This is a genomic window from Hydrogenobacter thermophilus TK-6, assembly GCF_000010785.1.
Classification (GTDB): domain Bacteria; phylum Aquificota; class Aquificia; order Aquificales; family Aquificaceae; genus Hydrogenobacter; species Hydrogenobacter thermophilus.
Genome location: NC_013799.1, coordinates 44,718 through 66,315, shown reverse-complemented (window position 1 = coordinate 66,315; position 21,598 = coordinate 44,718). Strand labels below are relative to the sequence as shown.

21 protein-coding genes are annotated in these 21,598 nt (G+C 45.0%); 11 read left to right on the top strand and 10 right to left on the bottom strand.

Annotated features, from left to right (window positions below; translation table 11 throughout):
• Positions 1-5: 5 nt before the first annotated feature.
• Positions 6-1,652: an IS200/IS605 family accessory protein TnpB-related protein gene (locus tag HTH_RS00305; RefSeq protein WP_012962709.1), complete on the bottom strand. Its 1,647-nt coding sequence runs from the start codon at positions 1,650-1,652 to the stop codon at positions 6-8.
• Positions 1,653-1,724: 72 nt separating this feature from the next.
• Complete coding sequence (locus HTH_RS00300) at positions 1,725-2,024, bottom strand: hypothetical protein (RefSeq protein ID WP_012962708.1); 300 nt, start codon at positions 2,022-2,024, stop codon at positions 1,725-1,727.
• A gap of 96 nt (positions 2,025-2,120) precedes the next feature.
• On the opposite strand from HTH_RS00300, the gene HTH_RS00295 reads away from it, so the two are divergent.
• From HTH_RS00295 to HTH_RS00280, 4 genes are read left to right on the top strand one after another with little or no spacing between them, the layout of a single operon-like run.
• Complete coding sequence (locus tag HTH_RS00295) at positions 2,121-2,645, top strand: group I truncated hemoglobin (protein WP_012962707.1); 525 nt, start codon at positions 2,121-2,123, stop codon at positions 2,643-2,645.
• Positions 2,646-2,659: 14 nt separating this feature from the next.
• The gene (locus HTH_RS00290; RefSeq protein WP_012962706.1) at positions 2,660-3,103 is read left to right on the top strand and encodes a group I truncated hemoglobin; all 444 of its coding nucleotides are present in this window, start codon (positions 2,660-2,662) and stop codon (positions 3,101-3,103) included.
• A gap of 39 nt (positions 3,104-3,142) precedes the next feature.
• Positions 3,143-3,529 (top strand): holo-ACP synthase, encoded by a 387-nt coding sequence (gene acpS, locus HTH_RS00285; RefSeq protein ID WP_012962705.1) that lies wholly within the window; start codon positions 3,143-3,145, stop codon positions 3,527-3,529.
• Positions 3,510-5,081: a diguanylate cyclase gene (locus HTH_RS00280; RefSeq protein WP_012962704.1), complete on the top strand. Its 1,572-nt coding sequence runs from the start codon at positions 3,510-3,512 to the stop codon at positions 5,079-5,081. Before acpS ends, HTH_RS00280 begins: the two co-directional genes overlap by 20 nt.
• On the opposite strand, the gene purE is transcribed toward HTH_RS00280, so the two are convergent.
• Positions 5,069-5,563, bottom strand: a complete 495-nt coding sequence (purE, locus tag HTH_RS00275) for a 5-(carboxyamino)imidazole ribonucleotide mutase (protein ID WP_012962703.1) — start codon at positions 5,561-5,563, stop codon at positions 5,069-5,071. The two genes, HTH_RS00280 and purE, sit on opposite strands and share 13 nt — an antisense overlap.
• Positions 5,564-5,675: 112 nt before the next feature.
• On the opposite strand from purE, the gene HTH_RS00270 reads away from it, so the two are divergent.
• Positions 5,676-6,866: a hypothetical protein gene (locus HTH_RS00270; RefSeq protein ID WP_012962702.1), complete on the top strand. Its 1,191-nt coding sequence runs from the start codon at positions 5,676-5,678 to the stop codon at positions 6,864-6,866.
• 69 nt (positions 6,867-6,935) lie between these two features.
• Here the strand turns inward: HTH_RS00270 and HTH_RS00265 are convergent, their stop codons facing one another.
• A complete protein-coding gene (locus HTH_RS00265; RefSeq protein WP_012962701.1) occupies positions 6,936-8,453 on the bottom strand; it encodes a sigma-54 interaction domain-containing protein in 1,518 nt (505 codons plus the stop codon).
• A 105-nt stretch (positions 8,454-8,558) separates the two neighbouring features.
• On the opposite strand from HTH_RS00265, the gene HTH_RS00260 reads away from it, so the two are divergent.
• Both HTH_RS00260 and rnhC read left to right on the top strand, forming a co-directional pair.
• Positions 8,559-8,759, top strand: a complete 201-nt coding sequence (locus tag HTH_RS00260; RefSeq protein ID WP_012962700.1) for a YgaP family membrane protein — start codon at positions 8,559-8,561, stop codon at positions 8,757-8,759.
• A 75-nt stretch (positions 8,760-8,834) separates the two neighbouring features.
• On the top strand, positions 8,835-9,614 hold the full coding sequence (gene rnhC / locus HTH_RS00255; RefSeq protein ID WP_012962699.1) for a ribonuclease HIII: 780 nt from the start codon (positions 8,835-8,837) through the stop codon (positions 9,612-9,614).
• Here the strand turns inward: rnhC and HTH_RS00250 are convergent.
• The 5 genes from HTH_RS00250 to HTH_RS00230 are packed head-to-tail and all read right to left on the bottom strand — an operon-like array spanning position 9,577 to position 13,681.
• Positions 9,577-10,404, bottom strand: a complete 828-nt coding sequence (locus HTH_RS00250) for a metal ABC transporter permease (protein ID WP_012962698.1) — start codon at positions 10,402-10,404, stop codon at positions 9,577-9,579. The genes rnhC and HTH_RS00250 overlap by 38 nt on opposite strands.
• A 1-nt stretch (position 10,405) precedes the next feature.
• Positions 10,406-11,083 carry a metal ABC transporter ATP-binding protein gene (locus tag HTH_RS00245; protein WP_012962697.1) on the bottom strand — a complete coding sequence of 226 codons (678 nt, stop codon included), beginning with the start codon at positions 11,081-11,083 and terminating at the stop codon, positions 10,406-10,408.
• On the bottom strand, positions 11,074-11,904 hold the full coding sequence (locus HTH_RS00240; protein WP_012962696.1) for a metal ABC transporter substrate-binding protein: 831 nt from the start codon (positions 11,902-11,904) through the stop codon (positions 11,074-11,076). Before HTH_RS00240 ends, HTH_RS00245 begins: the two co-directional genes overlap by 10 nt.
• 20 nt (positions 11,905-11,924) lie before the next feature.
• Positions 11,925-12,686, bottom strand: coding sequence for an ABC transporter permease (locus tag HTH_RS00235; protein ID WP_012962695.1), 762 nt, complete (start codon positions 12,684-12,686; stop codon positions 11,925-11,927).
• Positions 12,687-12,688: 2 nt separating this feature from the next.
• Positions 12,689-13,681, bottom strand: coding sequence for a daunorubicin resistance protein DrrA family ABC transporter ATP-binding protein (locus tag HTH_RS00230; RefSeq protein ID WP_012962694.1), 993 nt, complete (start codon positions 13,679-13,681; stop codon positions 12,689-12,691).
• A gap of 20 nt (positions 13,682-13,701) precedes the next feature.
• On the opposite strand from HTH_RS00230, the gene pheT reads away from it, so the two are divergent.
• The 4 genes from pheT to mutS all read left to right on the top strand — a co-directional run bounded on the left by pheT (position 13,702) and on the right by mutS (position 21,059).
• Entirely contained in the window at positions 13,702-16,017 is a 2,316-nt protein-coding gene (pheT, locus tag HTH_RS00225; protein ID WP_012962693.1) for a phenylalanine--tRNA ligase subunit beta, read from the top strand.
• Between the two features lie 192 nt (positions 16,018-16,209).
• Positions 16,210-16,785, top strand: a complete 576-nt coding sequence (locus tag HTH_RS00220; protein WP_012962692.1) for a 5-formyltetrahydrofolate cyclo-ligase — start codon at positions 16,210-16,212, stop codon at positions 16,783-16,785.
• The gene (rny, locus tag HTH_RS00215) at positions 16,775-18,511 is read left to right on the top strand and encodes a ribonuclease Y (RefSeq protein ID WP_012962691.1); all 1,737 of its coding nucleotides are present in this window, start codon (positions 16,775-16,777) and stop codon (positions 18,509-18,511) included. The genes HTH_RS00220 and rny overlap by 11 nt, the downstream gene beginning before the upstream one ends.
• A complete protein-coding gene (mutS, locus tag HTH_RS00210) occupies positions 18,492-21,059 on the top strand; it encodes a DNA mismatch repair protein MutS (RefSeq protein ID WP_012962690.1) in 2,568 nt (855 codons plus the stop codon). The genes rny and mutS overlap by 20 nt, the downstream gene beginning before the upstream one ends.
• On the opposite strand, the gene HTH_RS00205 is transcribed toward mutS, so the two are convergent.
• Positions 21,040-21,597, bottom strand: coding sequence for a hypothetical protein (locus tag HTH_RS00205; protein ID WP_012962689.1), 558 nt, complete (start codon positions 21,595-21,597; stop codon positions 21,040-21,042). The two genes, mutS and HTH_RS00205, sit on opposite strands and share 20 nt — an antisense overlap.
• Position 21,598 lies beyond the last annotated feature (1 nt).

Sequence of the window (21,598 nt, the reverse complement as noted above, 5' to 3'; positions counted from 1 at the left end):
CCTGGTTATCCAAAGCGTGGATATAAAACTCCACACTTTGGGCTGGGGTATTTGTATCCCGCCTCCTTCAGGTATGGACATGTCCCCAGCTGGCGGTATTTGTCCATACCATAGCCCCTGTCCCAAGAAACAGGAGCTAACCTTCTTGCTACCCTATCCCAAGCCCCTGAAACTATTATACCTTTCAAGGGTGATAAGTCCCTGCTTAGAGACTTACCCAGAACAGGGATAGCAAGGGCTACCTTCACAATTTGCCACAGTTTATAACTTGTCCAAGACAAGCCTCTCACCTGCTGCTTCCATCGGTTGACAGGCTCTTGAGCCTGTGGCTCACTGTAAAGGCTTTGGATTATCTTTAAGTTTTTGTTTAGCTCTTTTAGTTTCTTTTGTATCGGTTTTCTCTTATACTGGTTTTTCTCTTCTTTTAAACTCTCTTGTGTTCTCTCTTTCTCCTGTCTTATTCTCTCTTCTGCAAATTTTAAATACTCCTTCTCTGTTATTAGCTTTTCGTAGTTCTTAGGTATTTCTTCTCTAAATCCCAGTGCTTTCCTGCCTATTACAAATGCTCCTGCTGTATCTTTATCTAAACTATACTGTGGTGCATACTTTAATGCTCCTATTACTGATGTGTAAGCCGGGTTTACTTCTATAACTTGAATGCGTTTTCTTTTAGCAAGTGTTTTTATTTTCTCTAACAAACCTTTGTATATCCATTGCTGTAGTCTCTTCCTTAGCTTTCCATTGCCATCTCCTCTTTCTCCTTTCGGTATGTTGGATAATTTTTCTATGGCTATAGCTTTATTCTCTTCCTTAGCCATATCTGTTATCTGATGTGTTATTTGCCAAGATAGATATTCTCTCTGATTTTTTGTCTTGCCTAATAGATGGTGTAGAGATATTCTTCTTATCTTTTCTAAATTTCCATCTGTTTTTACACTTGCCATAGCTATGTGAAATGGGCTTGCATTTATGTCTATCCCTATTACTCCATTGTCTTTTGTTATAGTTGGTTCTTCTATCTTTACGTCTTGGTAGCTTATAAATGCATAGAAATCGTTGTCTATCTTTCTTACCTCTACTGAGTATGGGAAGTACTCTTTTGTTTCTTCTGCTCGTATTAAGTCTGCTATGAAATTTATCCATTTATCGTTTTGTCTGTTTGCTGTTCTTTTTATGTTTGCTTTTATCCAGTTTCTATCTCCTGTGTTTATTCTAAGTGTAAGCTTATCTTTTTCAAGTTCTATTCTTATGTTTAGGTTTCCTTTCTTTGTTTTGTCTCCTCTTGAGTATAGGCAGTGTTTTCTTCTTTCTTCCCATTTTTGTTTTAGCTTATTTCTTCTTTCTCCGTTTATATGTTTGTTTTTGAGGAGCTCAAATAGTCTTCTACCTCCAAATATTACTTTACTTGGGCTTTGGTATGTTGCTATGCAAGAGTTAATCAAACTTTGGGCTTTGAATATTGCGTCATCTACATATCTTGAGTTTATGTTAAATATTTTTTGTAGATGTTTTTTAAGGTCTTTTCTTGAGTGTCCTTCAAGTAGTTTGTTGTAGGCGTATCTAAAACAAGATGAGAATTTTCTCATTATATCCATCAGTGCTTCTTTGTCCTTGTTGTTTTCAAAAGTTAGTTTACAATGTAAGGTTATCATCTTCTTTTTCTGCTCCTTAGTAATATTATTGTGCACTTTTTAACAGTTTTCGTCAAATGTTTTTTACCTCCTCTAAGTTCTATCCAGCTGCTCTCTTATAACCTCTATGATTTTTTCATAGGTGTAGCGTATCTCGTAAGCCATGTCTACCAGCTTGGGAACTTTAGTGGCTTCCGCCCTTCTGACAAGAGGCAGTATAGAGGTTTCCAGCTGGTGGGTATACTCTTTGAGGTCTGCCAGAAGCTCCTCACTGCTGTAGTCTTCAATGGTCAAAAGGTAGGTCCTGTAGAGCATTCTGGCAGAGGTAAGGGTATGCTCCAGCTCCTTCTCTATGTCTCCCTTATCCAGACCTGCCTTGGTGAAGTCTCCCATCAGATTTAAAGTATAGCACACTGTGTGATTAAGTCACTGAAGCTTTAGTCTGTTGAAGTTAGCATTAAAACCATAAAACCTTAAGGAGGTGGAACTATGAGAAGGTATATATTAGGCACACTTGCTTTATTAGCCTCTGCGGGCTTTATGCTTTCTTCCTGTGGGGGTAGCAGCAGCGCTCAATCGCCTTTTGAGAGGCTCGGTGGTGAGGCAGGCATTAGGAAAGTGGTAGACGATGCAGTCCCCTGCCTTGCAACCGACCCCAACATAGGCATATTCTTCAGAGGTCTGTCAGCGGACTCTCTTGAACGTATAAAGGTATGCCTAACAAAACAGCTGTGCGCCGCTGCCGGTGGACCCTGTACTTTTCCAACGACCATAACTTACACAAGTCCTGTTGATGGAGTGCAGAGGACCTTTACATGTAGACCTATGAGAGCGGCACATCAAGGTATGGTAGGACCTGATGGTAAGGGGATAGCCAACGATGATGTAGACAGTTTTAAGGCGTGCGTTCAAAAATCTATGCAGAAAAACGGCGTTCCTGATGACCTACAGCAAGCAGTTCTCAACATACTAGAAAGCCAAAGGAACGATGTAGTTGATGACAGGAATAAGTAAAAGGAGGTGATATCATGAGAAAAACTGCACTTAGCCTTATGTTGGTTTTTGGGCTTTTTGGGGTTGGTTCTGCGGAGATGATGCACAAAGAAAAGACCCTTTATCGGAGGCTGGGCGGTTATGATGCCATATCCGCGGTGGTCAACGACCTGGCGGTCAGACTAGTCACCGACAAACAGCTGGGTGTTTACTTTAAGGGGCTTAGCAACGACAGCAAGAGAAGGCTCATAGCTCATCTTACTGACTTTGTATGCAGTGCAACAGGTGGTCCCTGTATTTATACAGGAAGGGATATGAAGACTGTACACGAAGGCCTCGGTATATCCGACTCAGACTGGAACAGATTTGTGGAACTTACCAAGGAAACCCTCAACAAGTTTAAAGTACCCCCAAAGGAACAGCAGGAGTTTCTGCAGGCAGTAGCACCGCTAAAGGGAGTTATAGTGGAAAAGAAGTGAGCCTTTACTGGGGGCTTGTCCCCCTTTTATAATTTCCTTGTGCTGGGTATAGACATAGTCAAAAACGAGAGGATAAAAACCGCGGTGGAGAGGTTTGGAGATAGGTTCCTGAGTCGTGTATATACACAGAAGGAGTTAGAATACTGCAAGGCGCAGAAGTGTTTTTTTGAGTGTCTTTCCGCCAGATGGGCATGTAAAGAGGCTGTTTTGAAAGCTTTCTACCAGAGGTTTGGTATAGTTCTTAAGCTCTCCCAAATAGAGGTGCTTGGAGACAGAGGAAAGCCTGCAAAGGTAAACATCTTGGGAGATGACTTAAAGGGTATGCTTGAAAGTGTTAGCATATGGGTGTCTATCTCTCATGAAAGGGATTATTCTGTTGCGGTTGCCCTTATAGAGGCCCACTCATATGGATTACTCAGCCTTTGACTTTATTCCTTTGCCTGTCCTTGTCATAGACGAGAATTACCAGGTAATTTTTCTAAACAGAAAGGCTAAGGAGACCTACGGAGATAGGGAAGGCAAGTGTTATGAAATCACTCACAGCTTCTCTCAGCCGTGCTATACGATGGAAAACTGCCCCTGTCCAGTAAAATCTATAGAGGAAAAGGGACTGGAAAGCTATCATGCGGTGCATGTTCACAGGATGGCAGGGAGGGAGGCTTACTTTTATGTGGTGGCGGGATGCATTCCAGAGAGCAAAACTTATATAGAGCTCCACATAGACCTTTCTCACCTACTAACAGCCCTTGAGGGGAGTCGGCTTAGTTCTCAATTGCTTGTTTCAGAGGGTCCCATAGTGTTCTTCTTCTGGGATAACAGTCCAGGTTGGCCTGTGAAGCTTGTGTCTCCAAATGTTAAGGACCTTACTGGCTACACCGTGGAGGAGTTTTTAAGAGGTGATATAACCTATGCGGACATGGTACACAGGGATGACCTTGAGAGGGTAGCAAGGGAGGTTAAAACCTATACAGAAGGCGGTGCACCTTCATGGACGCACGAAGACTACCGGATAGTCACCAAAGATGGTAAAGTCAAGTGGGTTCTGGACCACACCACAGTGGTAAAGAACGACCAAGGAGAGGTCATAGGATACTACGGCTATGTTATGGACATTACTGAAAAGCACGAAAAGGAAGAGATCATCAGAAATCTCTCTGATGCTTCTCCTGTGGGCATCTTTTTAAGGCAGGGCAAAAAACTTCTTTATGTAAATCAAGCTTTAGCCGAGATCACAGGTTATTCTTCTGAGGAACTTATAGAGCTTGATGATGTGCTAAATATTATCCATCCCAAGGACAGAAAGATGGTAAGAAACGTTATGTTAAAAAGGGATGCGGGAATAAAAGGCGTTGAGCGATACGAGGTAAGAATAAAAAGGAAGGATGGGAAGATAAGATGGGTTCAAATTAGCTCCGAGACAATTTTTTATAAGGGGTCTCCCGCAGGCATAGGCGTGATGGTGGATATAACTGAGAGAAAGATAGCTGAAAAGAAATTGAGAAGACTGATTATGTATGATGGGCTTACGCAGATATACAACAGATATGCTCTTGAGGAGTTCCTTTCAAGGGAGCTTGTAAAGGCAGAGAGATACAAACTTCCCTTCGGTATAGTGTTTTTTGATATAGATGACTTTAAGCGCATAAACGATACATATGGACATAAAATGGGAGATATGGTGCTTAAAAGACTTGCTCGCTTAGTAAAGGGAAACATAAGAAAGGCTGATATATTCGGAAGATGGGGTGGTGAGGAGTTTTTAATTATCTTACCTCAGCTGGAAGACCCTGCAGCCTTTGCTGAGAAGATAAGGAAAATGGTAGAAAGTACCGTCTTTGATAAAGGCATTAAGGTAACCATATCCTTGGGAGTAACCACTTATAGAGAGGGGGATACTGTGGATACCATTTTAAGAAGAGTGGATGCTGGTCTTTACAGAGCAAAGCGCGAGGGCAAAAACAGGTATTATGTAGTTTGATTCTTCAGCTCCTGATTCATTCTCTCTACCTTCTCCTGAAGGCTCTTTCTGTAGTCTTCCAGTTTTTGAGCTATGTGAGGGTACTTTATGGATAAGATTCTCAGAGCTAAAAGTCCTGCATTAACCCCGTTGCCTATACCCACCGTTGCCACAGGTACACCTGCAGGCATCTGAACTATGGAGTAAAGAGAGTCCACGCCAGAAAGATGCTTGGAGGGTACAGGCACGCCTATGACTGGCAGAGTCGTTAGAGATGCTGTCATGCCCGGCAGATGAGCAGCTCCTCCCGCTCCTGCTATGATAACCTCAATACCGTTATCCTTTGCACTTTTGGCAAACTCGTACATCACCTCGGGCGTCCTGTGTGCGGACACCACTCTAACATCACACTCAACTCCAAACTCTTTAAGCAAGTTATGTGCTTCCTTCAGATACTCCCAATCTGACAGGCTACCCATTATGATGGCAACTTTGGGGTTCATACGGTTTAGTATAACCTAACCTTATAGCCCTCATAAGAAATTTGAATGGAAACGCTACAAAAAGTGTATATAATTACACCTGACGATTAAACCAATTTAAAGGAGGTTTGCCATGGGGAAGTTAAGAGAAGTTATTCTGCTAAGCGCTCTTGTAGCTCTGCCATCAGTTTCCAGCGCCGTTGACATCAAGGTAAGCGAAGATGTCACGCTGAGTCTTGGAGCGTGGCTGAAGGTGTGGGGTGGCTATTTGGACAAAGGTATCACTCCCGACCTGAGACTTGACCCCACCAATACGCAAAGGAGCTACAATGTTAACCTTGTATATCCTGCATGGTGGTTCATGGGTAAAGCCTATGATAAGGTGGATTTTGCCTTGATATGGATAGCACCTGGTTTGGTGGATAACAAAAACAACGCTTTGGGGAAGGAGATGCGTCTCATTGATGGTTTTATAAACTTCAACTTGGCTGATGAATTTAAGATAACCGCAGGTCAGTTTAGAGCACCTTACACAAGACTGCACATTACCAATGAAGCAACTTATGTAACGGAAACGGGACCTATATACAGAGGATTTGCACAGGGGATTGCAGTAAGCCCTGTTTACAGAGATAAGGGTGTGGCACTCTGGGGGAACATCGCTGGTGGTATGTTTCAGTATAGGCTAGGATTATTCGACGGCCTTTATAACAAGGGTGATGTTGTAAATGGTCAGAACATAGTAAAAGATAACTTAGCTTATACTGTAAGGGTGCAGTTTTCACCCACCATGCTGGGATTTTCTCCTGAGACGGATTACGTATTAAGCGAAACATACTTGGGAAAGAAAGATGTGCTTACAGTGGGTGCGGGTTATACAGCCCAGAAGTGGGAGACAGCAACTAATTCAAAAACTGCCAAGATGTGGACGGTGGACTTCCAGTTTGAAAAGAAGTTCGGTGATATCGTTCCCAACCTGGGTGCAGGTTATGTGGAGACTAAGGACTTTTTACCCGCATCATCAGTTCCCGCAGATCGTACTGACTGCAGTCAGTATCAAAAATGCAAATTAGCCTATGCTGAAGGACAGATTCTCTACGACCAGAAGGTAGGTGCAGGGAAGCCCGGTTTGGGTTTAAGGTGGGAGTATCAAAAGCCCGAGGGTAACCCTGGAAGTGGCATAAAGCTAAACAGATATCAGGTGTGGCTTAATTACTACCTGAATGGACATGCAGCAAAAGTGATGGTAGGTGCCGATGTGGTAGACCCCAGTCAAGGTTCAACAAGAACCAATGCCACAATAGCTGCTCAAGTAATATTTTAAAAAGCGCATCAGGCTCTTTTGCCCCCAGTGGGGCTGCCCCCTTTTTACCTAATTAATTATAAAGGAAGTTCAGAATTTTTTCAAGCTTATCCCATACTTGCGTATTCTGTAATCAAGCTGCCTGAGAGTATAACCGAGAAGCTTGGCAGCCCTTGACTTAACATAGCCAGTTCTTTCAAGAGCTTTTATTATCTCTTCCCTTTCTGTAAGCTCTATAACGGATGGGAGGTTTCTGGGCTCATCTCTGCTAAGTTCAACAAAAAAGTAAGACGGTAAGTCACTCTCCTTTACAATGCCGTCCTTTAGTATTACCAACCTCTCTATAGTATTTTCAAGCTCTCTCACATTACCATACCAAGGATACTCCATCATAAGCTCCAAGGCTTTGGCATCTATCTTTACATTCTTACTGTACTTTTGATTGAAGGTGTTTAAAAAGTGGTCCACCAAAAGAGGTATATCCTCCTTCCTCTCCCGCAGTGGTGGTATATGTATAGGAAGCACACTGAGGCGATAGTACAGGTCCTCTCTGAAGTCCCCCTTTTGGACCAACTGCCGTAAGTCCTTATTGGTTGCTGATATTATCCTAACATCCACTTTGATGCTTCTCTCACTACCAAGCTTTTCTATCTCCTTTTCCTGAAGAACTCTCAGTATCTTTGGTTGTAATGAGAGGGGCATATCACCTATCTCATCAAGGAATACCGTACCACCATTAGCTATCTCAAACTTTCCTTTTTTAGAAGTGTAAGCACCCGTAAAGGCACCCTTTTCATAGCCAAAAAGCTCAGCTTCAAGGAGTGCCTCAGGTATAGCAGAGCAGTTTATGGTAACGAAAGGCTTTTCCTTCCTATGGCTCAAAAAGTGTATAGCCTTGGCTATAAGGCTCTTACCAGTTCCACTTTCACCAGTTAAAAGAAGCGTTATATCCGTCTGAGATACCCTTTCTACTAAGTCTATGAGATTCTTTATAGCAACACTTCTGCCTATTATGCCCTCAAGACTATACTTTTTACCAAGCGCCTGCGTCAGAGCCTTTTTCTCCTCTTCCCACTCCTGCCTTTCCATGTTTATTCTTTCTTCCAACTTGTAAAGCATGCCAATCATAGTCCCAAGTATTATCAGAAGCTCAACAGCTTTCTCCACGCTTTCCTTTTTATCAAAGCTCTTAAAAAGAGCAAGCACACCTATGATCTCGCCACCTATTCTTATAGGTACCGCTATAAAGGACTCACTTCCTTCCAATCTCTCTTTTAAACCTGTCCTATTCAGGTAGGAGTTAGTGCTGAGGTCTGAAAGTACCACAGGTACACCGCTTTTATAAACCTTGCCTATAATACCCTCTCCTCTCTTGAAAAGACCTCTCTCCACTTCCTCCTCTTTCAAGCCAAAAGCTTTCACTATTTTGAGAAGCTTAAGATCCTTTCTGTAAAGGGCTACATAACTGTATTTAACATCCCAAAAGGAGTAAAGTATTTTAAGTACCTCCCCTGCACTTTCCAAAAAGTTCATACCCTTACTTAGTATCTTTGCAACCTCGTTTATGATGGTGACCTCTCGTGTGCTAAGCTGTCTTTTCGTTTCCATGTATCAAAATATTATAAGCTGGCATAACCTCGCGCAAAGATAAACAAAATAGAACTTGCTTATGGTATATAATAATATATTTATATTCTTATTTGGAGGATAGCCATGACTATGGATAGAGCATTGAGGCTTACATCAGGTGTGTTCCTTTTGATAGTGTTTCTCTTTGGCATAAGAGGCTCGGATGTTCACTGGTTTTGGAAGCTTTTCCTGCTCTTTATGTCTCTCAACCAAATACAGTCCGCCTTCACCAACTGGTGTCCCGTGATGAGCCTGTACAGGAAACTGGGCATAAAAGAGTGTTAAGCTGCAGAAAAACTGGGTTTTAAGTTTCAAACTTGTTGAGTTAACCCAGTTTTTCATATATAATATTTTAGCACTTTGAATATTAGTCTGAGACTTCCAGAAGAGTATTACGACAAGGTAAGGGCTTTTTTAAAGGACAGGGGCTTTGAAGAGAGAAAAATAGAGTATGCCATCTGGTCGCTATGCAGAGAAGGCACCTGCGCTACTTTGTATCGCTCTGGCTCTTTGCTCTTGCAGGGAAATGGGGCGCTTTTTCTAAAAGAAGAAATACTCTCTTTGATGGAAGAGCCGTCAGGGGTGCAGATAGGTTGCGATGAGTCGGGGAAGGGGGATGTGTTTGGTCCTTTAGTGCTTTGCTGTGTAATAATACCACCCTCCCATTACAAGAGGGTGCTTTCGTTAGCGCCAAAAGACTGCAAACTTTTGAAGGATGAGGTTTTACTTAAAAAGGTGGAGGCACTATCTCCTCTAGTAGAGGCAAAGTGCCTTGTGTACGAGCCTGAGCAGTTAAACGAGCTTTACAGTGAGGTGAGAAACCTCAACAGAATAATGGACAGGGCTTACCGCACACTTATAGAGGATGTGCGCAAGCATTACCATGTGGAGATAACCATAGATGCTTACTCAAGCCAGAGTCCCTTCGGAAAGGGTGTGGTGTTTAAAAAGAAGGGAGAGAGGGATGTTGCGGTGTCCGTGGCAAGCATGTTTGCAAGAGCCAGGTTTCTCCTGTGGATAAGGGAGCATAACCTTCCAAAGGGTGCAGGCAAAGACGCTATTACAAAGGCGAGAATTATGCTCAAGGATGAGCCTCATAAGGCTAAGAAGTTTGTGAAAGTCTTCTTTTTAGAAGGGTGATGCCTTTCCATAAGGTAAGGATCAAAAAGATAAAGACCATGCAGAGAATTATGGTGGCGCTTGGTGGCGCATCAAGCTCCAAAGATAGCAGCATGCCCAGCAGAGTTGCGCTCAAAGATAGAAACAGGGAGAGCGCTAAAGTGGAAAAGAAGGAGCCGGCTACTAGCAGTGCGGACATGGGAGGAATGGCTATGAAGGAGGAAGCCAGTATGAGACCTACAGCCTTTATGGCAAAGACTATGTTGGCGGATGCTATGCTGATAAGTAAGTAGTTTAAAAGGCTAACTTTTACCCCCCTCAAGGTGGCAAGCTCCTCGTTAAAACTAATAAGCAACAGCTTTCTGTAGTAGGCAAGTACAAACAGAAAAGTCAAAAGTGAAGTGGCTAAGGCGCTATAAAGCTCCCTGTCGGAGACGGTAAGCACGCTCCCAAACAGGTAAGAGTATACATTACTGCCGAGGTTTTGTGTTATGCTCAGAACAAGTATAGCCAGGGCAACACCCAGGGAGAAAAAGAGGGAAATAACAGTGTCCGCAGGCAATCCCCTCTTTTCTATCAGAAACTGGAGAAGAAGTCCAGAAAGCACCGTGTAAAGGAGCGTAAAAAGTGTTGGGTCTGCGTTAAAAAGAATAGCCAGAGCTATACCGCCAAAGGCTGCGTGAGAGAGTCCCGCACCCAGAAGGGAGAGTCTCTTCATGAGTAAAAACACACCCACTAAGGATGAAGAAGCGCTTATAAGAAGACCCCCTACCAAACCTTTCCAGAGGAAAGCATATTCTAAAAGTAGCATTTCAGTGAAGTCTGTATAGCTCTTTCAGCATGCCTTCAAGCTCCTGAGCCTTTATAAGTCTGCACTCTTGCATGCCAAGGCACAAAATTCTGTCCGCGTTCCGAAGCACAAATCCCACATCGTGAGACACCACTATCACCGTTCTCTTCCTGCTTATCTCTTTTAGTATGCTCTCTATGTGTTCCTGTGCGTGTATGTCAAGACCTGTTAGAGGCTCGTCAAGCAGGATCATGTCAGGGTTTGTGGTGAGTGCAAGGGCAAGAAGCACCTTCTGTTGCTGACCACCTGATAGCTTGGTAAACTGTTTTTTTAGAAGATCCTCCAGATGAAGGTAAGCTATTATCCAGCCTACTTTCTCTTTTGGCGCTAAAGCTCTGAAAAGCTCACCCACAGTGCCGGTAAAAGCCTTCTCCACATGAAACCTCTGAGGTACATACCCTACCTTATTCCACCTTTTAAAAGTCCTGACATCCTCGCCAAATAGCTCTATGCTACCGCTCAGAGGTTTTAAAAACCCCAGTATGAGTCTCAAGAGCGTTGTCTTGCCAGAGCCGTTGGGACCCAGTATGCCAAAAAACTCCCCCTCAAGCACAGAAAAGCTAAGGTCATCTATCAGAGGCTCGTCCCGCCTGTAGCGAAAGCTCAGGTTTTTGACTTTTAGCGCCTCCTTTACCTGCATCCCAGCCCCTCTCTGAGCGCTCTTAGGTTCCTCTCCATTATAGAAAAGTAGTCATCAGAATTGAGTTGTGGAAAGAGTGAGGAGTTTAGCATTAATACTCTGGTGCCTGTCTGGCTTGCTATAAAGTCCGCCACCTTCCTGTCCTGTCCCACCTCCGCAAAGATGTACTTTAAGCCCTCTCTCTTTACAGTTTGCACTATAGCCTTGATCTCGGAAGGCTTTGGCTCCTCCTCCGCATGAACTCCCGAAAGGCTCAGAGTCTTAATCCCATAGTCTCTTGACAGATAGTCCCAGGCTCTGTGTGTGGACACAAGCGTTCTATAACTGCATGTCTTCAGCGTGCTTTCCAACTTCCTGTCTAAGCTGTTTAATCTCTGAAGGTACTGACTGTACCTCTCCTGGTAGTAAGCCCTTTGGGAAGGGTCCCATCTTACCAGCGCATCCTTTATGTTCCTTACCACAACTCTGTACTCTTTTGGGGAAAGCCACACATGTGGATCCGGAAAACTGCCTCGCTTTAAGAGGTTTATTCCTTCGCTTAAAGTGACCACCTTTCCCTTTGGCAGGTTTTTTAAAAGACGCCACTCCCAGCTTTCAAGACCAAGGGTCATCACCAAGTTAGCACCCAGCAACCTTTCAGCGTCCTTTGGTGTAAGCTCGTAGTGATGAGGGTCAGCCTGAGACCTGACTAGCACTTCTAGTCTGTGCTTTTCTCCCACCAAATACTTAAGGGGGTAGTAGACAGGGTATGTGGTGGCTACTATCTCTCCGCAGAAGGAAAGACTTAAGACGGAGAGCATTAGGAAAATAAGCTGTAGCATGGGTAGTAATTTTAGCATATCTACTCTATGATGCGCCTAAAGCTCAAGGAAGAGAGGGTAAACATCAGGATGTCAAAGGTAATTAATACACCTAAGTCAAGGTAAAGCTTTGAGATATCGCCTGTGATGAGAAGCCCCCTTACCGCATCCACCGCATAAGTGAGGGGGTTTATTATGGATAGCTCCCTCAGTATAGGAGGCATAAGGTTAACTGGGTATAGTGCGTTGCTGGCAAAAAACAGGGGCATTATGATAGCCTGCCCTATGCCCATAAATCTCTCTCTGGTCTTCATAAAAGAGGCTACCAGTATAGATACGGAGGCAAAACCTCCTGATGAGAGGAATATAACACCCAGCGCAAGTACAAAGTAAAGGGGGTTTGGCAGGAATCTAACACCTATTATGTACGCGACTGGCAGAATAATAAAGACCTGAAGGAGGGACCTCAAGCCGGAAGCCATAGACCTGCCTACAACTACCGAGTACCTCGGTGCGGGTGTAACGAGGAGTCTTTTAAGTATTCCCACATCCCTCTCCCAGACCATCATAAGTCCGTAAAAGATGCTCACAAAAGTGGTGGACTGTATGAGAACACCCGGAGTTATGTAGTCCGTATAGGGTACACCGTTTGTGGGTATGGCTTTCACGCTACCCATAACTGGTCCGTATATGACAAGCCAGAGCATAGGCTGAATGGCTCTGAAGTATATCTCCGTTCTGTCATGCTTGAGCCTTCTTAGCTCTAACTCCATCATCACAAGAATACTCTTAATTGCATTCATGGCTACATCCTGCTGAGCATCTTCCTTGTTTGCCTCACATCGCTTATCCTGTCTGCACTTTCAAACTTTGTACCCGCATACTTTAGAAACACATCGTCAAGCGTAGGCTTGGATACCGACACCCTTCTTATGCGTACTCCAGCCTTTCTGAGAATGTCCAATAGCACGGGCAGGAAAGCTTCCGCATCATCAACGAGTATTTTTATCTCATCACCTTCGGTATGCACTTCTCTAACCGCAGGCACATGCTTAAGCAGGTTGTAGTTGGCATGAGGGTTTTCCGTCTGGACCAGCACAGCCTCTGCAGCTACAGAACGCTTTAGTTCCTCACACGTTCCGCTCACCACTATCCTCCCCTTATTTATGATGGCTACACGGTCTGCGTACATGTCCACCTCATCCATGTAATGGGTGTTAAAGAATATAGTCACGCCCGAGTTATCCCTAAACTGCTTGAGCTTTTCCCATACCCTCTTTCTGGCAACCGGGTCAAGCCCAATGGTGGGTTCATCCAGGAACATAACCTTTGGTTCTATGAGCATGGCACAGGCTATTTCAAGCCTCCTTATCATACCTCCCGAAAGGGTGTTCACAAGGTCATCCCTTACCTCCCTTAGTTCCATATCCTCCAGCGCTCTTTCTATGGCTCTGTTTCTATCCTTCCCCGAAAGACCGAAGAGTTTTGCATATATGAGGAGGTTTTCGTAAACGGTTATATCCGTCCATACGCTCATCTCCTGTGGCACATAGCTTATGAGCTTCCTCACCTGCGAGCTTTGTCTCTCTACGCTGTAGCCGTATATGTATGCATCTCCGTGCGTAGGTTTTATCTGGGTTGTAAGGATGCGCATGAGGGTGGTTTTGCCAGCACCGTTGGGACCAAGAAGAGCAAAAGCCTGCCCAGTTTGAACCGTTAGGCTCACACCGTCAAGAGCGCGAACCTTCCCATCGTAAACTTTGACCAGATTCTTTACCTCAATGGCGTGTAAAAGCATCGTGCTGATATAATGATAATATGAAAGTCCCCTATACGTGGCTTATTGAACTTGTGGATGTGCAGGACATCTCTCCGGAGGATATCGCCCGTGAGCTGACCCTTAAAAGCGTTGAAACTAGTGTGCAGAAGTTTGACGCTGACCTGGATGGAGTAGTCTTTGGGAAAGTTGTGGAGATGAGAGAGCATCCTACTAAGAAAAACCTTCTGGTGTGCAGGCTGGATGTGGGTGGGGGATACCATCCTACAGTCATAACAGGTGATAGGTCTCTGAAGTTGGGCGATGGAGTGTTTTTGGCGCTGCCCGGTGCAAAGGTAGGGGAGCTCTGCATAACAAAGAGAGAGTTTGACGGTGTTGTTTCGGAGGGGATGCTCCTTTCGGCTCAGGAACTTGGGCTTGAACCTCACTCTGAGGGTGTTTTGAAGATATGGGAGGAGATAAAACCCGGCACATCCGCGTATGACCTTCTGGGTTTTGGTGAGTACCTGCTGGAGCTGGAGATAACTCCCAACAGGGGAGACCTTCTGAGCGTGAGGGGTGTGGCAAGGGAGGTATGCGCCATATTCAGAAGAAATCTGAAGAAAGATAAGGAAGTTAGTTTTGAGGAATTTGGGGAGCTGGACATACAGATAATTGACAGGGACTGCAAAAGGTATAGAGGAGCACTAATAGAAGGGGTGTCTGTAAAAGACTCTCCTCTTTGGCTCAGGAGAAGGCTCTGGCAGTGTGGTGTAAGAAGTATAAACAATGTGGTGGACATAACTAACTACATAATGCTGAGAGACGGTCAGCCGCTTCATGCCTTTGATGCGGACAAGCTTAGCGGGGGCATAAGGGTAAGGAGCGCAAAAAAAGGAGAGAGGATAGCTCTCCTTACAGGAGCGGAGAAAACCCTTACCGAGGACAACCTAGTTATAGCGGATGAGGAAAAGCCCCTGGCGGTAGCAGGTGTAGTAGGAGGTCAGGAAAGCGGTGTGAACCACAGCAGCAGGAGAATACTTTTGGAATCTGCCTACTTTGAGCCTTACAGGGTGAGAAGGTCCTCCAAGGCAATCAGCACACAAACGGACAGCTCGTACAGATTTGAGAGGAATGTGGACATAGAAGGTGTAAAAAGGTATCAGGATTTGGCTATAGAGCTGATACTTGAGGTGGCTGGGGGAACTCTTACTGCCCTGAGAGATGCTTATCCATCACCTTACCAGCCCAAGACCATATTTCTGAGCCTGGAAAAGTACAGAAGGTACGCGGGAGAGACGCTAAACAGGGAGGAAGCCTCTGAAATTCTTACAAAGCTGGGCATTCCCAACAGTCCCATGAGATGCGGTGTTGAAGTTTATGTACCATCTCATAGAAGCTACGACATGCAGAGAGATGTGGACATAATAGAAGAGATTTTGAGAATAAAGGGATACAACAGCCTACCCTCTGAGGTGCTTAGCCTTCCTTCTTTACCTTTTGAGCACAAAAGTATTACTGACAAAGTAAGAGAGCTTCTCAAAAGCAGGGGACTTTTAGAGATCATCTCTTTCTCCTTTGAAGACCTCAGCCTTTACGAGCTTTTAGACATAGAAAAACCTACCATAAGCATCACAAATCCCCTCGTCAAAAACCAGGCTTACATGAGAACCTCCCTTATACCTTCTCTCCTAAGAACCTGTCTTTACAACCAGAGACAGCACAACTATGACATGGCACTTTTTGAAGTGGGAAGAGTGTATACACACCAGGGAGAGGAGGAACGGGTGGGAATTTTGCTCACTGGCGTGCGCAGGCTCTATCCACAAGAAGTGTACACCGCTTACGATGCCCTCTCCCTGCTTATTGATGTAGGGAGGATATTGGGTTTAAAGATGGAAAGCCAGTCATCTTCTTATGGCTTCCTACATCCTTATGTGCAAACGGACTTGGTTTTGGAAAATGAGAAGGTGGGCTTTGTGGGACAGCTAAGTCCAAGGATAGTAAATACCTTGGAGCTAAAGGGAAAGGTCTTTATTGGAGAGCTGAGACTATTACACATCCAACAAAAAACTAAGTTATACAAACCATTTTCTAAGTATCCTCCAGTCATAAGGGACCTTTCGGTGGTGGTGGACAAAGGGGTAGCTGTGGATAAATTAATATCTCATACACAAAACCTGCTTAAGGAGAAGTTAGAGGAAGTGAAGGTGTTTAGCATTTATACAGGCTCAGAGCTTGGGGAAGGCAAGAAGAGCGTGAGTTTTAGGTTGGTATTTAGAAGTTTTGAAGGCAGTATGTCCGATGGGGAAGTAAACGGTTTGGTAAACAAGCTGATAAGTTCCCTTGAGGATAGTTTTGGAGCAAGGCTCAGATAGAGCCTGCCCTGCCGGTGGTAGAGAGGTTTAAATTGGGGTCCACAAGGTGAGCCAATTGGGAGCTCGGTCTCCGGAACTGTCCTGAGGGCGTTTCGGGAGAGCACCCACCTAAAGCTTAGGGGCCCACCGTAGCCTCCTTGCCACCGCACGGGTGGGTTTCTTGCCTTCCCCTCCTAAGAAAGGAGGCGGAAGATGAAGGTTTTGAAAAAGAGCGAGTTAAGAAGGGCATATTTAAATAGAAGAGAGGCAATGGGAGAGGAGGAGGTGTTTTTATATTCGGAGAGGATAAAGAGGGGAGTAAAGAGTTTGCCAGACTTCAAAGGTGCCAAAAAGATACTCTTCTACTGCCCCATAAAAAACGAGCCAGACCTTACATCTCTTATATGGGAGTCCATATCCTTGGGGAAGGAAGCTCTACTTCCAAAAGTAGATGGGGACAGACTGAGGATTTACAAAGTTGAACATTCAAATCAGCTAAAGCCCGGGTCTTTTTGTATATTGGAGCCTGAGGATGGCACTCAGGTGGAGCCAGAAGAAGTGGGCCTTGCCTTAGTGCCGGGGATAGTTTTTGACACAAAAGGATACAGGATAGGTTTTGGGAAGGGCTTTTACGACAGATTGCTTAAAAGGGTGAAGGGAGTAAAGGTGGGAGTAGCTTATAGCTTTCAGGTGCTTGAAGAGATTCCCGTTGATAGCTGGGATGAGCCGGTGGATCTTCTCATCACCGAAACTTACATCTTAAAAGGAGGTAAAAAGTATGAGTATTGAAGTGCTGTTAATGGTTTTATTGGTAGCTTCTGTATTTTCTGGTTTAGTAGGCTTTTTTCTCTCAAAACTCCTTAGGAAAGAAGAAAGCCAAAGAGTGCCACAAGTGGACTTAGAGAAAGTGGAGCTTGAGGCCAAGCACATACTGCAAAGAGCACAAGCACAAGCAGAAAAGATAAGGCAGGATGCCAAGGAAGAGACAGAAAGGCTCATAGGCATAACCAAGGAGGAGGCAGAAAGGTACAGAAAACTTGCCAAGGAAGAGGCGGAAAGTTTGCTTCTGAGAGCTAAGGAAGAAGCCCATAGGATAAAGGAAGAGGCGGAGAAGAGAAGGAGAGAAACCGAAGACTTTATAGCGGAAAAGAGGGCTGAGCTTCAGAAGCTGGAACAGAGTCTTATCCAGAAGGAACATCAATTGGAGAGAAGGCTTGAAGTTTTAGAAAGGAGAGAGGAAGAGCTCTACAGAAGGGAAAAGGATACAAGAGAAACGGAAAGACAGCTGGAGAGACTCCAGAGAGAGTTGGAAGAGAGGCTAAACGGCATCTTGCAGAAGGAGAAGGAAGTAGAATCCCTCAGGCAGAAAGAAATTCTTGAGTTGCAGAGGATAGCTTCCATGAGCATGGAGGAAGCAAGGGCGGAAGTTTTAAAAAGAGCGGAGGAGGAAGCCAGAATAGATGCCATAAGGGTCATGAAACGCATAGAGGAAGAGGCTAAGGAAAAGGCAGAGTTTGAGGCAAAGAGGATAATAACCACAGCTATCCAGAGGCTTTCGCCGGAAATAGCCATAAACTACACCACAACTACGGTAGAACTGCCCAGCAACGAGTTCAAGGGCAGAATAATAGGAAGGGAAGGCAGAAACATAAGAACCTTTGAGCTTTTAACTGGCGTTGACCTCATCATAGATGATACACCGGATGTGGTAACTATATCCTCCTTTGACCCCCTCAGAAGGGAGATAGCCAAAGAAGCTCTTCAGATACTCATAGATGACGGGAGGATACATCCCGCACGCATAGAGGAGGTGGTCAATCAGGTCAAGAAGGAGATGGATGAAAAGATAAGGAAGATGGGGGAAGAAACCTGCACAGAACTTGGGCTTTACGATATAAACCCAGGTCTTTACTACTATATAGGTAAGCTTTACTTCAGGACCAGCTACTCGCAGAATGTTTTGCTTCACTCAAAGGAAGTTGCTTACATAGCTGGACTTATGGCTGGAGAGCTGGGACTTGATGCAAAAATGGCAAGAAGAGCAGGACTCCTTCACGATATTGGAAAGTCCATATCCCACGAGCTTGGTGGCTCTCACACGGACATAGGCATAGAGCTCTGCAAAAAGTACGGAGAGCCGGACCCAGTCCTGAATGCCATAAAGGCACACCACAACGAAGAGCCAGTCAGATACCCCGAGGTTGCTCTCGTGTGCGCAGCGGACGCTCTATCTGCTGCAAGACCCGGTGCAAGAAGGGAAAGCCTTGAGACTTACCTCAAAAGGCTTGAAAAGCTGGAAAACATAGTAAAGTCCTTTAAAGGTGTTGCCAACGCATACGCAGTGCAGGCAGGAAGAGAGGTCAGAATAATAGTCAATCCGGAAGAGCTAAGCGACGAGGAGGCGTATGTCCTTTCCAAGGAGGTAGCCAGAAAGATAGAGGAGGAGATGGAGTATCCGGGTCAGATAAAGGTGGTGGTAATAAGGGAGACAAGACATGTGGAATACGCCAAGTGAAGGCGAACTTACTCCCATGCTATCTCAGTACCACCACTTTAAAAGGCTACATCCCGACTGCCTTCTCTTTTTTCGCCTTGGAGACTTTTACGAGCTTTTTTACGAGGATGCACACATAGGTTCAAAAGAGCTAGGACTGGTGCTAACTTCCAGACCCAGCGGAAAGGGCAAAGAGAGAATACCCATGTGCGGAGTCCCCTACCACTCTTCTACCAATTACATAACAAAGCTTGTCTCTAAGGGCTACAAGGTAGCCATATGCGAGCAGATGGAGGATGCAACTCAGGCAAAAGGTCTTGTCAGGAGGGAAGTCATAAGGGTTATAACACCGGGGACTTACTTTGAAAAGGACCTTTCTGGCTTGGCATGCGTCTATGTAAAGGGCAAGAGGTACTTCTGCGCGTATCTGAACCCATCAACCGGTGAGTTTGTAGCGGGCAGTTTTTCTCAGGAGCAGGTTTACGAGTTTCTCTGCAAGTTCTCTCCCAGAGAAGTTCTGCTTCAGAGAGGCACACACTTAGAACCGGAAAAGTACATAAGAACCTACAAAACAGAGCTGGACGAGGAGTACTTTTCAAGAGGTCTTGAGGAGCTAATCAGAGATTTTAACCTGCACAGTTACAGGTCTCTGGGCTTTGAGACGCAGGAGGAGCTTATCCCTTGCGGATGTGCTTACCTTTATCTCAAAAGTACTCAGAGAGGCTTTACACCCTTTGTGTCAAAACCAAAACCCTACTCGGATGAGGGGTATGTCCGTATAGACTACAGAGCAAGGCGTGGGCTTGAACTCCTTGAGAGCTACGAGGGAAGAGAAGATATTTCCCTTTTTAGCGTCATAGACAGAACCCTCACGGGAATGGGAAGAAGAAGGCTTAAATTTCACCTCCTTCACCCATTTAGAAGCAGAGAGAGGATCCTGCAGGTGCAGTCCGCAGTGGAAGAGCTTACAGAGAAAAGACAAGCTTTGAAAGAGATAAGAGAGTATCTTAAAGACATGCCCGATATAGAAAGGCTAATATCCAGAATAAGCGGAAATGTAGCAACGCCCAGAGACTTTGTACTTCTCAAGAAAGCTCTGTTTTTAGCAAGCAGGCTCAAAGAGGGTTTTTCGGGTGCTGAGTTTTCCTCAAGCCTTCTGAAAAGCCTTTTTGAAGATATGCAGGACCTTAGGGAGCTTGCTCAGGACATAGACAACACCCTTGTGGATGACCCACCGCTTCATGTAAAAGAAGGAGGACTCATAAAGGACGGGGTGAGCCACGAGCTTGACCGCCTGCGATACATATGTCAGAACTCGGAAAGTCTTCTCAGAGAGTACGAAGAGAAGCTAAGAAAGGAAACAGGAGTGCAGAGCCTTAAGATAGGATACAACAGAGTGATGGGTTACTACATAGAAGTCACAAAACCCAACTTGAAGTATGTGCCCTCTTACTTTAAAAGGAGGCAGACGCTCAGCAACGCAGAAAGGTTCATAACAGAGGAGCTCTCCAGCCTTGAGGAAAAGATTTTGTCCGCCCAGGCAAGGATAAAAGACATGGAGTATGAGATATTCGCAAGTTTAAGGGAGAGAGTCCTTTCAAAAGTAGAAGCCATAGCAAGAAGTGCGCAGAAGGTGGGTTTTTTAGATTATCTGCAGTCCCTTGCTTATGTGGCTCTTGAGAAAGGATGGAAAAAACCCCAAATAACAGACGAGAAGGTCATAAAGATAAAGGAGGGAAGGCACCCCCTCATAGAGGCTTTTGTCAAAGACTATGTTCCCAACGATACCAGCATAGACGAGAGGGAAAACATAATGATAATCACAGGTCCCAACATGGCAGGAAAGTCCAGCTACATAAGACAGGTGGCGGTGCTCACACTCCTTGCTCACATGGGAAGTTTCATACCCTGTCAGGAGGCAGAAATAGGCACAGTCTCTTCCATACATGCACGGATAGGGTCGGGTGATATCTTGGCTCTTGGTGTTTCCACCTTCATGAACGAGATGCTGGATGTGGCAAGTATATTAAACAGTGCAGACGAGAGGAGCCTTATAGTGCTTGACGAAGTGGGGAGGGGAACTTCCACTTACGATGGTATATCATTGACAAAAGCGCTGGTGGAATACATAGCCAAGAGGGTAAAAGCCAGAACGCTCCTTGCCACACACTACCTTGAGATCACCAAGCTGGAGGAGGAAATAAATGGCATAAGAAATTACCATATGGCTGTGTCCAGGGAGGGAGAAAGGGTCAATTTTCTCTATAGACTAAAGAGGGGGAGCGCCGAAGGCAGCTTTGGCATAGAAGTTGCAAAGATGGCAGGACTTCCACAAGAGCTTATAAACCGTGCCAAGGAGATCCTATCAGAGTACGAAAGCATGCTCCAGCTTCCCTTCCTTGAGAGAGTTTACGCAGAGAGTGTCAGAATTGCCAATGAGAAAAGCTGGCAGGAATTTTTAGATTACATTGAATCCATTGACATTGCCAACACAACGCCCCTGCAGGCTCTTTTAGTACTCTCTCAGTTAAAAGAAAGGCTTAAAATGCTCAAAGATGCTTCTCCTTAAGTCTAAATATGGCAATGGGTTTTAAGGGATTTGTTGGCACCTCAGAGTAAAACCTGAACCACTCCCTTGGCAAAAGCTCCCAGAGCTTCTTCCAGTTTTCTACCCAAGTTTTGACAAAGTCCCAAGGTGGAACGGTGGGACACTTTAAGGATATGGAGATGATAAGATCCCCCCTTTCGTTTACGGAGGGGACTATCGGGAAGCTCCTGCAGTCTATGGGGTGCTTTCCGTGAATACCACAAAAACCGTCCATGTTAAAAGGGCAGTCCTGCTCGGGAGCCAGAAAGCCTATGCTAAAACCGTTCACGCTTATCTCGGGAAAGCATGCAGAATTGAGCTTCTTAATAACACGGTTTTCTGTGGGCAGAAGCACAACTGCTTCTTGGAGTCTCTGGCACTCCGCAGATTTTTTGCCACCCTTGGCGCACAAAAAGCAACCCAGCTCAGAGCACCCTATGTCAAAGTGTCCCGTAGAGCGGTAGATGTCCTCAATGATGGCTTCCAACCTGTCTTCCCTCTCTGTTTGCAACTCTTCCATA

Coding starts and splice junctions, on each gene's coding strand:
- HTH_RS00220 (WP_012962692.1), top strand. CDS start 16,210: ATGAAGGTTTTGAAAAAGAGCGAGTTAAGAAGGGCATATTTAAATAGA.
- pheT (WP_012962693.1), top strand. CDS start 13,702: ATGAAAGTCCCCTATACGTGGCTTATTGAACTTGTGGATGTGCAGGAC.
- HTH_RS00240 (WP_012962696.1), bottom strand. CDS start 11,904: ATGCTACAGCTTATTTTCCTAATGCTCTCCGTCTTAAGTCTTTCCTTC.
- purE (WP_012962703.1), bottom strand. CDS start 5,563: ATGAACCCCAAAGTTGCCATCATAATGGGTAGCCTGTCAGATTGGGAG.
- HTH_RS00265 (WP_012962701.1), bottom strand. CDS start 8,453: ATGGAAACGAAAAGACAGCTTAGCACACGAGAGGTCACCATCATAAAC.
- mutS (WP_012962690.1), top strand. CDS start 18,492: ATGTGGAATACGCCAAGTGAAGGCGAACTTACTCCCATGCTATCTCAG.
- rny (WP_012962691.1), top strand. CDS start 16,775: ATGAGTATTGAAGTGCTGTTAATGGTTTTATTGGTAGCTTCTGTATTT.
- HTH_RS00230 (WP_012962694.1), bottom strand. CDS start 13,681: ATGCTTTTACACGCCATTGAGGTAAAGAATCTGGTCAAAGTTTACGAT.
- HTH_RS00300 (WP_012962708.1), bottom strand. CDS start 2,024: ATGGGAGACTTCACCAAGGCAGGTCTGGATAAGGGAGACATAGAGAAG.
- HTH_RS00235 (WP_012962695.1), bottom strand. CDS start 12,686: ATGAATGCAATTAAGAGTATTCTTGTGATGATGGAGTTAGAGCTAAGA.
- HTH_RS00270 (WP_012962702.1), top strand. CDS start 5,676: ATGGGGAAGTTAAGAGAAGTTATTCTGCTAAGCGCTCTTGTAGCTCTG.
- HTH_RS00305 (WP_012962709.1), bottom strand. CDS start 1,652: ATGATAACCTTACATTGTAAACTAACTTTTGAAAACAACAAGGACAAA.
- HTH_RS00260 (WP_012962700.1), top strand. CDS start 8,559: ATGACTATGGATAGAGCATTGAGGCTTACATCAGGTGTGTTCCTTTTG.
- HTH_RS00295 (WP_012962707.1), top strand. CDS start 2,121: ATGAGAAGGTATATATTAGGCACACTTGCTTTATTAGCCTCTGCGGGC.
- HTH_RS00290 (WP_012962706.1), top strand. CDS start 2,660: ATGAGAAAAACTGCACTTAGCCTTATGTTGGTTTTTGGGCTTTTTGGG.
- HTH_RS00245 (WP_012962697.1), bottom strand. CDS start 11,083: ATGCAGGTAAAGGAGGCGCTAAAAGTCAAAAACCTGAGCTTTCGCTAC.
- HTH_RS00280 (WP_012962704.1), top strand. CDS start 3,510: ATGGATTACTCAGCCTTTGACTTTATTCCTTTGCCTGTCCTTGTCATA.
- HTH_RS00205 (WP_012962689.1), bottom strand. CDS start 21,597: ATGGAAGAGTTGCAAACAGAGAGGGAAGACAGGTTGGAAGCCATCATT.
- HTH_RS00250 (WP_012962698.1), bottom strand. CDS start 10,404: ATGCTACTTTTAGAATATGCTTTCCTCTGGAAAGGTTTGGTAGGGGGT.